17 protein-coding genes are annotated in these 14299 nt (G+C 25.8%); 4 read left to right on the forward strand and 13 right to left on the reverse strand.

The annotated features are described in order from the left end of the window. Positions 1-10: 10 nt before the first annotated feature. From RT714_RS01385 to RT714_RS01415, 7 genes are all read right to left on the reverse strand, one after another. Positions 11-589 carry a hypothetical protein gene (locus RT714_RS01385; RefSeq protein ID WP_313755824.1) on the reverse strand — a complete coding sequence of 193 codons (579 nt, stop codon included), beginning with the start codon at positions 587-589 and terminating at the stop codon, positions 11-13. Positions 590-1032: 443 nt separating this feature from the next. Continuing rightward, positions 1033-1164, reverse strand: coding sequence for a cyclic lactone autoinducer peptide (locus RT714_RS01390; protein ID WP_312667257.1), 132 nt, complete (start codon positions 1162-1164; stop codon positions 1033-1035). Then, positions 1145-1747, reverse strand: coding sequence for an accessory gene regulator B family protein (locus tag RT714_RS01395; protein ID WP_313755935.1), 603 nt, complete (start codon positions 1745-1747; stop codon positions 1145-1147). The genes RT714_RS01390 and RT714_RS01395 overlap by 20 nt, the downstream gene beginning before the upstream one ends. 237 nt (positions 1748-1984) lie before the next feature. Next, complete coding sequence (locus RT714_RS01400; protein WP_313233970.1) at positions 1985-2149, reverse strand: hypothetical protein; 165 nt, start codon at positions 2147-2149, stop codon at positions 1985-1987. Between the two features lie 136 nt (positions 2150-2285). Continuing rightward, entirely contained in the window at positions 2286-4109 is a 1824-nt protein-coding gene (locus RT714_RS01405; protein ID WP_313755825.1) for an ABC transporter ATP-binding protein, read from the reverse strand. Positions 4110-4197: 88 nt separating this feature from the next. Then, positions 4198-4428: a hypothetical protein gene (locus RT714_RS01410; protein WP_313755826.1), complete on the reverse strand. Its 231-nt coding sequence runs from the start codon at positions 4426-4428 to the stop codon at positions 4198-4200. A gap of 375 nt (positions 4429-4803) precedes the next feature. Beyond that, positions 4804-6141: a radical SAM/SPASM domain-containing protein gene (locus RT714_RS01415; RefSeq protein ID WP_313755827.1), complete on the reverse strand. Its 1338-nt coding sequence runs from the start codon at positions 6139-6141 to the stop codon at positions 4804-4806. Positions 6142-6461: 320 nt separating this feature from the next. Between RT714_RS01415 and RT714_RS01420 the strand changes: the two genes are divergently transcribed. The 3 genes from RT714_RS01420 (at position 6462) to RT714_RS01430 (ending at position 8775) form a co-directional block, all read left to right on the forward strand. Beyond that, positions 6462-7184 carry a LytTR family DNA-binding domain-containing protein gene (locus tag RT714_RS01420; RefSeq protein WP_313755828.1) on the forward strand — a complete coding sequence of 241 codons (723 nt, stop codon included), beginning with the start codon at positions 6462-6464 and terminating at the stop codon, positions 7182-7184. A gap of 5 nt (positions 7185-7189) precedes the next feature. Continuing rightward, the gene (locus RT714_RS01425; protein ID WP_313755829.1) at positions 7190-8515 is read left to right on the forward strand and encodes a GHKL domain-containing protein; all 1326 of its coding nucleotides are present in this window, start codon (positions 7190-7192) and stop codon (positions 8513-8515) included. A gap of 74 nt (positions 8516-8589) precedes the next feature. Beyond that, complete coding sequence (locus RT714_RS01430) at positions 8590-8775, forward strand: hypothetical protein (RefSeq protein ID WP_313755830.1); 186 nt, start codon at positions 8590-8592, stop codon at positions 8773-8775. 163 nt (positions 8776-8938) lie between these two features. On the opposite strand, the gene RT714_RS01435 is transcribed toward RT714_RS01430, so the two are convergent. Next, positions 8939-9112, reverse strand: a complete 174-nt coding sequence (locus tag RT714_RS01435) for a hypothetical protein (RefSeq protein ID WP_313755831.1) — start codon at positions 9110-9112, stop codon at positions 8939-8941. 170 nt (positions 9113-9282) lie between these two features. Between RT714_RS01435 and RT714_RS01440 the strand changes: the two genes are divergently transcribed. Then, positions 9283-9462: a hypothetical protein gene (locus tag RT714_RS01440; RefSeq protein ID WP_313755832.1), complete on the forward strand. Its 180-nt coding sequence runs from the start codon at positions 9283-9285 to the stop codon at positions 9460-9462. An 867-nt stretch (positions 9463-10329) separates the two neighbouring features. Here the strand turns inward: RT714_RS01440 and RT714_RS01445 are convergent. The 5 genes from RT714_RS01445 to RT714_RS01465 all read right to left on the reverse strand — a co-directional run bounded on the left by RT714_RS01445 (position 10330) and on the right by RT714_RS01465 (position 14186). Further along, a complete protein-coding gene (locus RT714_RS01445) occupies positions 10330-10689 on the reverse strand; it encodes a hypothetical protein (RefSeq protein WP_313755833.1) in 360 nt (119 codons plus the stop codon). Positions 10690-11143: 454 nt separating this feature from the next. Then, a complete protein-coding gene (locus tag RT714_RS01450) occupies positions 11144-11557 on the reverse strand; it encodes a hypothetical protein (RefSeq protein WP_313755834.1) in 414 nt (137 codons plus the stop codon). Positions 11558-11890: 333 nt separating this feature from the next. Next, the gene (locus tag RT714_RS01455) at positions 11891-13300 is read right to left on the reverse strand and encodes a VanZ family protein (RefSeq protein WP_313755835.1); all 1410 of its coding nucleotides are present in this window, start codon (positions 13298-13300) and stop codon (positions 11891-11893) included. A 261-nt stretch (positions 13301-13561) separates the two neighbouring features. Further along, positions 13562-13867, reverse strand: a complete 306-nt coding sequence (locus RT714_RS01460; protein WP_132983092.1) for a hypothetical protein — start codon at positions 13865-13867, stop codon at positions 13562-13564. Positions 13868-13907: 40 nt separating this feature from the next. Next, on the reverse strand, positions 13908-14186 hold the full coding sequence (locus RT714_RS01465; RefSeq protein ID WP_313755836.1) for a hypothetical protein: 279 nt from the start codon (positions 14184-14186) through the stop codon (positions 13908-13910). Between the last annotated feature and the right edge of the window lie 113 nt (positions 14187-14299).

The raw sequence follows: 14299 nt of genomic DNA on the forward strand, positions 1-14299 counted from the left end.
AAAATAGCACTTATTGTTTTTCTAAAATATATCTAGTTATATCAATATTTTTACTATCAAAAAAAGTAGTTTTGGGAAATTCCATATTCTTATCTGTAAACCTATTTATAATCAAATAATAATCTTTTTGAGATATATCTTCATCTTTCACAATATCCCCAAAATCTAATTCAAAATGTGAAATTTTCCTATTATTATTTTTCCCATAAACAATATATAATTGATCCCCATCCTTACAAGCATCAGTGATATAATAAATATTAAATAAATATGGAGAAGCTTTATTTGCTGCAAGTCTAATATACTTATTTATAAATACTTTTTCATATATAACTAACCCGATCTCATTTGAATCCTTTATAGAGTAAACTACATATAGGTATTTTTTATCATGATCATCAAAAATAGATTCCTTTATTTCTATAGATCTCCCCTCTTTTAATTCAATATCCAAAGCTACATCTTCATATTTTATGGGAGGAGTTGAAAATAAATATTTACTACTAGCTTTATATATAATAGACATCCATATGAATAAGATAATAAATAATACAAAAATATATCTCAAATTTTCATTGATACGATCCAAAACATACACCTCTTTTTTGCTAAATCAATAGAATAGGAAGAAACAATATTTTATCTTTAAGTTCATTCTACATTGTTAGAAGTTATTTAATATGAGTTCAAAAGATATTAATTTTAGATCCGTTTTTATATTAATTAAATATAATGCTTGAGAACCTCAATGCCATTAATAAAAAATATTATAATATAGGATATATAACTTTAAAAAATCACCACTTTAACAATTGCATCTTAATAATAAAATAAAAATTAAAAACACTGATTTTCAGATTAGTTCTGAAAGCCAGTGTTTTTCGATTTAATGGATTTGAACAGATTAAATAATCTGGCTACTAGGTTTTCATTGAAAAAGTCAAATTATTAACCTTTGTTATATTGTTAATGCAAATCTGTAGAAATTAATTATGTTTGATATTAAAAAGTAATCTTTCCAAAACTCTTGTCTTATTTCTTTAGAGCCTTAGGTGCCTTAGGTTCATAATATAAAAAGGTAGAAATTGTATTTGGGGATTCCTCTGCAATTTTTTTTGCCACCTTCCCCATTTTTTCTATTCCCTTACTTAAAACTTTCTTCATACCCATCTTCCTCCCCTTTAGTTTTATTATTAATACTTAATGCCACTATCATTAAAGAACTACTAATGGCAAAGAAGTAATTAATTTCATTTACTAAGCCTAGTACTGTTAATATATGGCATATGGTCGCTAAAGCCAAGATAACACTTAACCATTCATCCTTTTTCGTATTGCTTTTATTTATAATCTCTTGATTTACAATTCTATTTTTATGTACTATAGGTTTAGATAGATAAATTTTTATAGTAGCATAAATAATAAATATTATTCCTATAATTTCTTTTAAATTATTACTTAACCATTTTTCTAAAAAAACTATAATCATAAAATTTAAACTTGTAATAAATAAACATCCTAAATATGTCTTACTATGATAGCCTCCAACATTTCTCCTAAGTAAAATCAGTGTACCTAAGTAAATAACAGCAGACACTGCTTGTCCCATAATAATTCCAATCAATATAACAATTAGAGATGTTAAGATACTAGTTCCTATTATTTTCATTCCATAAAATATTATTTCAGCTTCATCTTCATCCATTGTGGATTGTGAAAAACAATATCTAATAAACTGATTTATCACTTTCAATCCTAACCCCTTTCTCTTACAATAATTATAGCAAGTAAATTTTTAAATAGTTAAAACTTGGAGTAAGTGGTCTTTTTTTGGATTGAACGGTTATTTAAGAGTGATATTCTCAATATAGTTATGAATAAAATAAGGTACATACATAACTCCATATGAGTACTCATATATACATCTGCTTATATTAGAAAATATATTAGAAAAAAAGAGGGCTGTTTAACCCTCGATAATCAGTTATTCAACTAAACATGGTACTCCACCACAATTACAACCACAACCACATCCACAGCCACTCCCAGAACTACAACCACGTCCGCAGGAACATCCTTGTACACAACCTGCACCACAGCCTGCAACTATTAAATCTCTTATATTTCTTTCATCTCTTAAAATTTCCATAATCTGATTCCTCCTCTCATATAATATATATCACTATTCCCATGGGGTAATAATACAGGTAGATGTTGTGGTTTCCTTTTTCCACCAAGCCAGCCAAGTAATTACTCATATCATAGGAATTAGAGATGTCTTCATTTTAAACATAGTATTTCGCCTGAGTTTGATAATATTTGGCATAATCTCCATTTTTATCTATAAGTTCTCTATGAGAGCCCTGTTCAAATATAGTCTTATTCTTTATAAAAATAATTTGATCAGCAGTTGATGCACAAGTCATTCTATGAGAAATATAAATAACAAGTTTATCCGCAGCTAAATTCTTGAATTTGCTTAATAAATCATCTTCAGATATTGGGTCTAATGCAGATGACGGCTCGTCCAGCATTATTACTGGTGTTTCTCTAAACAAAGCCCTAGCCAATGCAAGCTTTTGATTTTCTCCTCCTGAAAGAATTACTCCGTCTTCATAAAAAATCTTATCAAGATTTGTATGTATGCCTTTAGGTAAAGTTTTAATCTTACCACCTAATCCAACTTCTTGAAGATATGAAGCAATCTTAAATTCATTACTATCATTGGATTTATTTAAACCTATATTCTCAGCAATTGTAAAAGAAAAGTATTTAAAATCTTGAAAAACTATGCTAAATATATTTCTATAATCCATATAATCTATTTGATTTATTGGAATATCATTCAAGTATATAGTTCCTGAAGTTGGTTCATATAATCCGCTTATTAAATTAATTAAGGTACTCTTTCCTGCTCCATTTTCTCCAACAATAACGTAGACTTTACCATATTCAAAAACATAATTTATATTTTCCAGAACATATTTATCCGTTCCTGGATAGGCAAAATATACATTCTCTAAACGTATTGTTAAATCATCACCTTTTAATATACTCTCTATTGTTTTTATTTCTCCATTTTTTAATAAGATATCATTATTTCTCTTAATATCACTTTCTAACTCCATAAATTCTCTAAAAGATTCTATATACTTTCCATTTATATTTAATTGAGTTATAAATCCTACAAAGTTTAATATAGCATTTGAAAGCTGACTTGTAGCAGTAAAATATTGAGAAAATTGTCCCACAGTTATATTGCCAATAAAAGTTTTCCATGCTAAATATAAATAAATGCCGTTACTTTTTAAATTTTCTCCTATTATACTTACTATTTTAATATTCATACTAGTATTGTATAATTTTTTCAATCTAATTCTTAAAAAGCTTAGAGTAGTCAAATATTTGTTCATAATCCAGTCAACAAATCCAAACATCTTCATTTCTTTTGCAGAACTACTCTCCCCCATAATCCTTATATAATAGTTAAGAATACGTGTTAAATATATATTTTCATCTCTTTGTGAGATTTTCCAATTCTCCGATTTTAAATTTAGATAAACAGAAAAAAATGAAAAAAGTATTATAACGAAAATTAAATTAATATCTGCAGAGATTATTATAATGGTAGTAGATATAATTAATACTATACTTGATAAAGAATGAAATAAACTATTTATTAAATTGATACCTATTCCTTTATAGATTATATCTTGGGCTAAAGCTAATTTTTGATGAGTTTCCGGTAAGTCTAATTGTGCCATATCTAATGATACGACCTTTTTATTAATAATTAATAAAAAATGCATTGCATAAAGGTGTCCATTAAGATTCACATACTTTTCAGTCAAAATCGCAGTAATTAGTGATGCTGTCAATTGAATTAAAATATAAATTAAAATATAGTTTACTATTTCACTAAAATTCTTACGGTTAATTAATCCATCAATTATTAGTTTTGGTATTATTATATATATTAATGGAATTAAACCTTCTATAATTGAAATTATTCCTTGGGATATGACATAGGATTTACTAAACTCAAAAACGTACTTGAAAAAATAAAAATTATTCTTTATATTGTTTTTATAATTTTTTTTAGAGTCCATATAAGCTCCTTTTTTATTGATAATATAAACATCAAGGGGCTGGTATTTAAATAAATAACAATTTAAGTACCAGCCAACTGATATTTAACTAATTTGCAGTCAATCCGCAGCCGCAGCCACAGCCCATTCCATTTGGAGGGCAGGTATTACCGCCACCTTCACCAGAACAATTACAACCACAACCATAGCCAGGATAATCCCCGCCATTCCCTGGCAGAAAGCCTGTACAGCCACAGCCATAACCATTTTGGCAACCACAGCCACAACCCATACCAGGATTATCATTACCATTAAAGCATGAATTTCTAACTATCTCCATGGAATATCACCTCTTTTCTAAAATATATTATTAATATATTTTAAGCCCATGAATTAATAAAATATTGTCTTCAACAAACTAGATTGCTATATTCATAATTAAATATATTTATATTTTTAAAATCTCGATATCTTTATATACAATCTTCATATTAATAAATACTAATCAATTCCTTAAAAATTACATACTTTGAATTATGCTTTAGCCCCACAACCGCAACCACATCCACATCCGCAGCCACAACCTGCCCCACTAGCCATAATTGATATACCATTATTTTTTTCATCTCTAATTATATCCACATTATCACCTCCACATTAATATATTATTTATTATTCTATATTCATGTGCTTAAAACCAAAGAATTTAAGCATATTACCTATAAGTACTTATTAGATTTTCTAATTCGCTTTCTTCAATTTTGGGATCACAAAAATATTTTTCCCCATGAACGCGTCCATTTACACATCTACCGCCAAAACAAATTGGTAATACCCTACACTCCTTGCACTCATCTTGCAAGTCAACCTTATTACTAACCCACCTAGAATGTTTATCTTCAGCTAAATTCATTGAACCATCTTCTGATATGTATCCAATTTTATTAAGATCATCATCTAATGATAAGGTACATTTTAAAATCGAACCATCATAATCAATTATCAAATTATTGTGTTTAGAAGCATAACATACCCTACTATAAGGTCGTGTCATAACATCCACCACATCATTGTTTATGTTTAACTGTTTTATTACTTTAGCAATATTTACAGAGGATTTGGCAACATCTAATTTATCTAGTATGTCTAATTTATCATCATTACAGCCACCAAGTCTTTTTATACCTTCATAATATATACTAAACCTATTATCAAAATTTTCTTTTATATATTTATAAAATTCTTCTGCCCGTAAAAATACTTCATCATTAAAATTAGTGCGTATTGTTACTTTAAAATTATAATCCGTGCTAGCCATATATTTCAAATTTTCCATTATCCTATCCCAACTACCTCTATCATCAGCACTAGCCCTATACTTATCATGAGTTTCTTTAAATCCATCTACTGTAATTTGATAATATCTACAGTTTAAAGAAGAAAGAACTTCAAACCTTTCTGGATATATCAGCGCACCATTTGTTGTTGCACTTGCACTATAAGGAACTCCATACTCTTCACATAATGATTTTACTTTTCCTAAAAAGGTTACAACTTTATCATATTCTACAAATGGTTCTCCACCAAAAAGTGATATAGCAACACCTGTATATAATTTATTTCTTAGAGAATTATCTATATACTTCAATATACTGTTATAAAGTTCTTCTGTCATAGCTTTATTCTCATGTTCTTCATAGCAATAAATACATCTGAGATTACATTGCCTTGTTACAATTAAAGTCAGTACTAAGGTAGTATCTCTTACAACATCCCTTTCATAACAATACCTGGCAAATTCATATTCTCTTCTATCTTTAGGAACTAGAATCCCTTTTTCATAAAAAGTCAATATCATCTCATCAGAGTTATCATAAATAATTGTATCTTTTTCCATTATCTCTCTCAATTTTCTCACATTTATTTCTGAATAAATATAAATTACTGCACCAGAAAGAGAATTATAAACTAAATATGTGCCGTCCTCTTTAGGTATAAAAAAATTATAATAGCTTTTTTTCAATACATTTGGTTTTATCATAAGCTTTTCCATTAAATCATCTCCTCATATAATATGATTATCCCTAACTTATAAGCTACCTAAGTATATTTAATTCTTTACATATCTATATTTCCCCTATCCTCCCCTTTAGTTTTAATATCATCAAAGAACTGCTAATGGAAAAGAAGTGATTAAATTTCATCCATTAATCCCATTACTGTTAGAACTAAGATAATAAGCCATATATCCTTTTTGCATTGCTTATCCCATACTCTTTCCCTTATAATAATAATAGCAGGTGAGATTTTAAATAGTTAAAACTTGGAGTAAGTGGTCTTTTTTTGGGCTGAACGGTTTTTAGGAGGATAGTTATGTTCAAAATTGGGATTTGTGAAGATAATAAAATTTTTTCATTAGAATTGAAGTCAATTATTGAAAGAAAATTTACTCAGTACAATTTAGAATCTGAAATAAATTGCTTTTATTCGGGAGAAGACACTCTTGAAGGTATTCTAAATGCAAAGGAAAGGTATGATATTATATTTTTTGATATAGAGCTACCAAAGTTAAATGGAATAGAAGTAGCACGAAAAATTAGGGAATTATATGATGATACCATATTTATATTTATCACATATCTAGATGAAAAAGTATATGAAGCTTTAGATTTAACAATTTTTCATTTTATTAGAAAAAGTCATTTTCAAAAGGAAATTAATTTAATTCTTGATTCATTAATAAAAAAGCTTGACTATTTAACTGAAAAATATGCCTTTCCCATAGGGGAAGATAATGTTTATTTTAGACTCTATGATGTTTTATATCTTGAAATATTAAATAGACAATTAATTATACATACTAAAGAAAATCTATATACTTCAACCTATCGTTCCTTAAAAGATATTTCATTCGATTTAACAAAAAAACATTTTTATGAAGTATATCGAGGGATTATGGTTAATCTCAATCATGTAAAGGACTTTATAGATAATAAAATTATCCTTTCTAATGGAGATATAGTTTATATAGCAAGAAGAAGACTCAATGGATTTAAAGAAGAGTTCTATAAATATATTTCATCTAAAAGAGAGTGATAATCATGACAAAACCAAATATTATATTGAGTTTTTTATTTTCTATAATAGATAATATACTTTTTATAAGTATATTATCTAAATTTAGAAATCATAAAGAAAATTACCATATTATTGATAGTCTTATAGTTATCATAATATCTATTATTACGTCCTTATTTACTCAATTTGGAATTACCCCGTATATTAAAATACTTCTTATATCTATACTACTATTTTTAACAACATTTTTATATGAACTTAAGTCTTATCAACGAATTTTAGTTATTGTATTATATTATTTTGTATTAATTATATCTGAATTATTGATTACTTTGCTAGCCTCAAATATTTTGCAAATAAATATAGATAATATTGGAAAGTACAATTATTCTTTTTTCTTCTTAGGAATAATTAGTAAGTTTCTAGCTATATTAATTCTTTCATTAGTTAAAAGAAAATTTGCTAATAATAAAATTATACTTCCAGTAATCTTAAATTATATTATTACATTAATTTTATCATTATCCATAATCTCAATGGTTTTATTATTTTATTCTAATTTAAATTCGCATTCTAAAAGTATTCAATTTATTTTATTTCTTGTTTGTTTATTTACCTTATTTACTAGCATAGGCATCTTGATAATTTATTTTTATGCAAACGATTTTTATATTGATTTACAAAAAGAAACTACTAAAAAAATTTATGATAAGTCATACGAAAAGTTTATAGCTAATGCTGAACTGAGAAATGACTCTTTAGCTAAAATATGGCATGATATAGGAAACCATATTAAAATCTTAGAAAAAATGAACAAAATAGAAAATAATACTGATATTGAATATATTAATTCAATAAAAAATAGACTTAAATCAATTCCCAATACCATAAATACTGGAAATAAATTAATAGATATAATATTGAATGATAAGTATTCAGAAGGTATTATGAAAGGTATAGACTTTGATATAAAAGCAATAGCTCCTCCTGAAATAGACATTGATGATATGGACTTAAGTTCTATATTGTTTAATACTATAGATAATGCAATAGAAGCTTGTCTAAATTATAGTGGGAAGAATAAATATATTTATTTAGAGTTATATCCAGATGGAAACTTCTTATGCTATAAAATTAAAAACACATATACTCCTATTAAAAATACCTCTGTTAAAAATTTTTACTTTAACAAAAAACAATATATTTCTTCTGGATATGGGCTTAGTATAATAAAAGATATTGTAAATAAGTATGATGGATACATGGATATAAATAAAGATGATAAAGAGTATTCAGTTACTATTGTTCTTCATTTAAATAACCAATCAGTCCAAGAAATAACCACTTAGTCCAAATTTAAATGGTCTTTAGTTTTGTTTGTTATAATAATTATAGAATTTGGTACAAAATAAAGGAGGTATTTATGAAGAATTTTGTAAAAGATTTTTTTACGAAAAGATTAGAATTAAATTTTATTAACATTTTAATGATAGCTTTACTTGTTTATGTCTATAATCTTTCTGGAAACAAATATTTCTTAGTCTACCTTTTTTTCTTTAGACTTATTGCATTATGTATAGATTATATGACAGATTATTTAAAAAATTAAATACATCCTAGCCTAAAATTTTCTTAATCAAAATTTTTCTTGAAAAATTATTCACCTTATCTTTAAATTTAAATTTTTATATATTTTAATTTTAAAGATAAATAAACCTTTTATAATAAACAAACAGTGGCTTTATATAAAGCCACTGTCTGTTTATTATAAATTACAAATCATAATCGTCCCAATAAAAATCAAATTCATCTACCATATTATCTATATATTCAGATGCCCATATAGATTCTCTACCCCTATCTCCTTTATAATTTCTATATCGACGACCATTATAATAAAACCTCTTAAGATTAGTATCATGTAATTCGCTTACTATCCCAATCACTATACATAGTAGCAGTACCCTTAGCGTAAATATAGCAATTAATATAGTAGAAATATTAGAAACAGTAGCATTTTTAATTCCATTATCATCAAATAGCTACTATCAATGATTAATTTACAATAAGTATAACAGATATAATTGATTTATTGCTAAAGCTTGGATTAAATTGAATGGGATACTTAATAATATTAAACAATAAATATTCAGAAAGAACTATGAAAGATATATGCTTTGATATAAAAGAAATAGTTCTTCTTGAAATAGACATTGATGATATGGACTTAAGTTCCATATCGTTTAATACTATAGATAATGCAATAGGAACTTGTCTAAATTATAGTGGGAAATAAATATATTTATTTAGAGTTATATCCAGATGGAAACTTCTTATGTTATAAGATTAAAAATAGTTATGCTCCTGTTAAAAATTTTTATTTTAACAAAAACCATTATATCTCTTCTGGATATGGTCTTAGTATAATAAAAGGTATTATAAATAAGTATGGTGCTACATGGCTTATAACCTTGCTATATTTCTTTTGAATTAAAGTTCTTAATTTCTTTCAACAATCCTAGTTTAGGTTTTTATATCTTATTTATTAAATATTAAATAGTTTCAAAATGAATTCTATTCTTTATTATCCATCAACAGCTAACAAAAGTAAAATCATACAATTCACAGCAAATATCAACAATAATAAGGACTCAATTCTGTTCATTTGTGAATATATTGCATATATTTTCCCTATTATTATAGCTATAAGAAAAATAATTAAAGAAAAACCTATTTTTTTATTTTTTTCATTAATATTTCACCCCTCTCATACTAATAGATAAGTTTCATTGCTTGTCTACTCCTAATAAAGGAAATGAACCCTTAAATCCTTTGCTACTTCATCCAATAATCATAGTTCCTTTAATCGTTTCACAATTGTTATTAAGTTTATTGCTAATAGTAATTTATTTAGTGTATACAAACCCATAATTCCAATGACTTACTTGTTTGTGGAATAATATTATATATCTTCTTTATTTAAGATTTCTTACATTTTACATGTAATTCATAAATCCCATTCTGTATTATTTATATCCACAAATCTACTTCCATCTTATATATTAAATTCCTGAAATCATAATATCCTTATATTTGTAAAAATTATTTTTATATTATAATTATATAACAGAGGCAAAAAAAGAACTCCAATGAGTTCTTAGTATTATCTAGCTGCTTTTAACTTTGCTATGTCGTTCCAATTCTTTGATGTGACTATTTCCATCGTATAAAATTCCTCTGCTAATTTATCTATTTTATCATTAATTTCATATCTAAATTCAGTTAGTTCAGCTGTTTGCTCAATTATAGCTTTTATATCTCTCTTGATTTCTTCTTGGTCTCTTCTAATTTGTTCTTGATCTCTTCTAATTTCCTCTTGACCTTTTTCAAGATTCATCTGACCCTTTTCAAGATTCATCTGCCTCTCTTTAAGATTCATCTGACCCTCTTCAAGACCACCTATCCTGTCTTCAATATTACCTAATTTCTCAAGTACTATCCTTTGAAATTCCTCGTTAGTCATTTTCTAAGACCTCCTTCATCTCATTTCAATTATAACTTAATAATAATTATATATTATTATAATTATTTATACAATGAATATCATATAATATAAAAGTTGTTTCATAAACTATTTATAAAATAATTGTATATGCCAAATAATTAAATAACTCTTCTACTGGAAAATATCTTAAGGGATTTCCAAATTCAACATCTAAAAGCATATCTTTATATTTTATAATATGAATTGAAAGAAAGTTAATCTAATACTAAACTAGGTTATAGATATTATAATTTTACATCATGAATTTTGCAAACTAGAAAGATATAAAGAAGGTTTTCTCTTATATTAAAATATTAGTAGTTAATAAAAGATTTTAAAAAACTTATATGGGGAAATTTTTACCTATTATACTTTAATTAAATTAAGAATAAAAGATAATCATTTCTTATATCCCTAGTTTATATATAGTCTTCTAAGGATATTTTATTAATGTTAATGGAATTTCGCTAGTTTCATCATTAAAGTTTATAACTACATATACATCTTTGTAGTTTCTTTCTAAATATTTATTTGAGTCAAAAGTAGACTTATATACACCAAATTTTGAAAAATTCTTGTTTTTTATTATTCTTAACTTATCAGTATATATACTTTTATTCTTCACTAAAACATCAACATTTATTTCAGAAGGCAGTTCAAATTCATCTGTAGCTGGTGAAATTACTAATTCACAATTATACCTTGGATTTATGTTTAGAGATGCTTTCCAAAAATCATTATTTCCTCTTATGTCAACAATATCTGTTTTCACCCTTTTTGTATAAAGAATTGAACATATACTTATAAAGATAATAATTATTAAAATTTTAGAAATGTTCTTTTTCACAAAATAATCCTCCTTTAACTTTTACATATCTAATTATGATACTATTATACAAACATATACAGTGAAATGTGTAACTATATATAATTATGGAATTAATTTAGTTATATATTGAAATATTTATAATTACTTACTATTTAAATTATACTCTCAGCCTAGGCTAAACTATATGAAAAATATTCTTAAAATCGTTACTGCTAATAATACAAATATAATGATATATCTTTTTCATCTTATTAATCCTTCTACTTCAAAGAAATTACCAGAAAATATATTTATTTTATTTCATATTCCAGATTCATGAGTTTTAGATTTACATAGCTGAAAAGAATATCCTTATTTCAATATGTCTACAACAATTTCAAATTTCTGTCCATCACCTTTACAATTAAAAATATATACTGGTCGGTAGAATCCCTTTGAATCCAATTTATAGTCCATATACACATCCAAAACCTTAATGGAATTAATCTCCTCAGCTGAAAAGAATATCCATGCATTTCCTTTCAGTATTTTCTCAGCTGCCTCTTTCTCACTTATAATAAGAACATCTTTTACCTTGGTATAAGTAATTATATTATTTTTGATTGTTTCGATTGTTCCATCATCATAACATATACACTCCAGCTGTCCATCCGTTAATAAATCTCCATATATGTGCTTGTCTATTTTCCATGTATAGGTGTTGTCATTTTGTGAGCTAAATATTGCTCCTTCCGGAATTTTTATATTAAAATAACTTAATTCTTCTAGCAATATCTTTTCATCCATATTTATATATTCAGTTTCCTCATGCTTTAAAAAATTTGTATAATCATAGCTTCCATCTAAAAATTTTATCATCAATACATAGTTATTATTGTTAGTCTTTAACCAATAATAAACTAAATTAGTATATAAATCTTCTTCTAACTCTATACCCTCAGTGTTTATATTTTTAAAAAAACTTTCAGCAAAGATTTTTGTTTTATTACTATTAAAATCAGGAGCTTTGTATATAGGAATCATGTATTCCCCACTGTCTAATCCAGTTTCAAACTTAATATCTACATTTTTAGTATTCATTTTTATGTACCCTGGTAATTTTAAAATGCCAAACTCCTTAGTATTGTAATATATAACCATTCCTGCAAATATAATTGTCATAATGAAAAGCGGAAGTGTATATTTTAATGCTTTTGAAAATCGGTTTTTTTGTCCCTTTCTTATATTCAAAACTGACATTATAGTACAATACCCTATCAATATTCCAATACTGTTATTAAAAATGTCATCTACATCAAAAACTCCCGAATTTGTTTTTAATTGTGTAAATTCAATTGCTAATATAAATATTATACCTGCTGCCATTGTCCATTTTACTTTATAAAACTTATTATGTAGAAGTGGCAACAGTATCCCTAATGGTACAGTCATTAATATATTTAATATTATATGCTGCAGACTTGATTTATTGAAAGTATCACAGATCTGTCTATAGGAACTAAACAAATTAAAATTAGCATGTTTATCAACGTATATTCCTCTATTTAAAAGAGTAACATCAAAAATTAGAATTATATAAGAAAAGGTAATAAAAATTACAAGCATTTGTTTTTTCAATAGATTTTTCTCTTCTATTAATATTCTAGTTCTCTTAGATTTTCTATAAAATATATAACAAGCTATAGCTACTAATACAATAGCTACTCCATCTACTTTTAAATTTAATTTTGTAATCAATCTAATTATTTCATGAATTATCATACTTCAATCCTCCAGTGAAATTGATGATTTCTACATTATATAAAAAAATAATATATTAAAAATTTAAACAACGAAAAGCAATAGGTTACCTATAATGGTAACCATTGCTTCCTTTGAAATTAATTTATTGGCTTATTGCCCATATAATCATCTAAAAGCATGTCTTTATATTTTATAATATACATTGAAAGAAAGTTAATCTAATACTAAACTATAAATAACTAAAACCAGACCACACAATAGATTTTTCTAAATCTTACTTTATTTAATAAGCCTACCTAATTCACTGAAGAACATATCCCCAAATGAAATATATCTATGCTTGTCCATTAAAACTACATACTTTCCATCTAATGTTTGCCATTCATCATAATCTAGGTCTTCTTTTCTTTTTTTATTAATCAATTTAACTTTTCTTTGAGTTCTTGGTGTCATTACCTTAATTGTTCTGATAACTTTATCATCTTTAACAAATTCCATTGTATATAACCGTTTCATATTTAAAATTGACATGTGTAAGTCTTTCTCTCTTACAATCTTTACTACAATTATTTCATTTTCATCCACTTTAAGAGTAGCATCTTTGAAAATATTTTAGGTTCTAGTTTTATATAAAACTTTCCAATGCCCTATCTAAGAAATAGTCATTGCTCTTGTCATAATCAGCAGATTTTACATATGATCTAGCCTTATACTTTCCTTCTTCTGGACCTAGTAAAACAGACCATTTTCCAGTAATACCTGCATTAAAATATGTTCCGTTATTAATTCTTACATATTTCGTTTGCGAATTCTCAACTAAACATGTTGCCGCTTCACCAGCTTTCTTTGCTACGTAATGTCCCCCAGCATCTTTAATAAGTACTAATATATCTACAAAATCCAAGAGACTGAAATCACCACCTGTACCAAGTAGAGATATTATTACTGCACCTACTTAATACAATTTAGTTATTAAATAAAAAACATTTTCAAATGCAATCTTTTTTCCTACTCCGC

The sequence above is a fragment of the Tissierella sp. genome, from assembly GCF_032104385.1.
In the GTDB taxonomy this organism is placed as follows: Bacteria; Bacillota; Clostridia; order Tissierellales; family Tissierellaceae; genus Tissierella.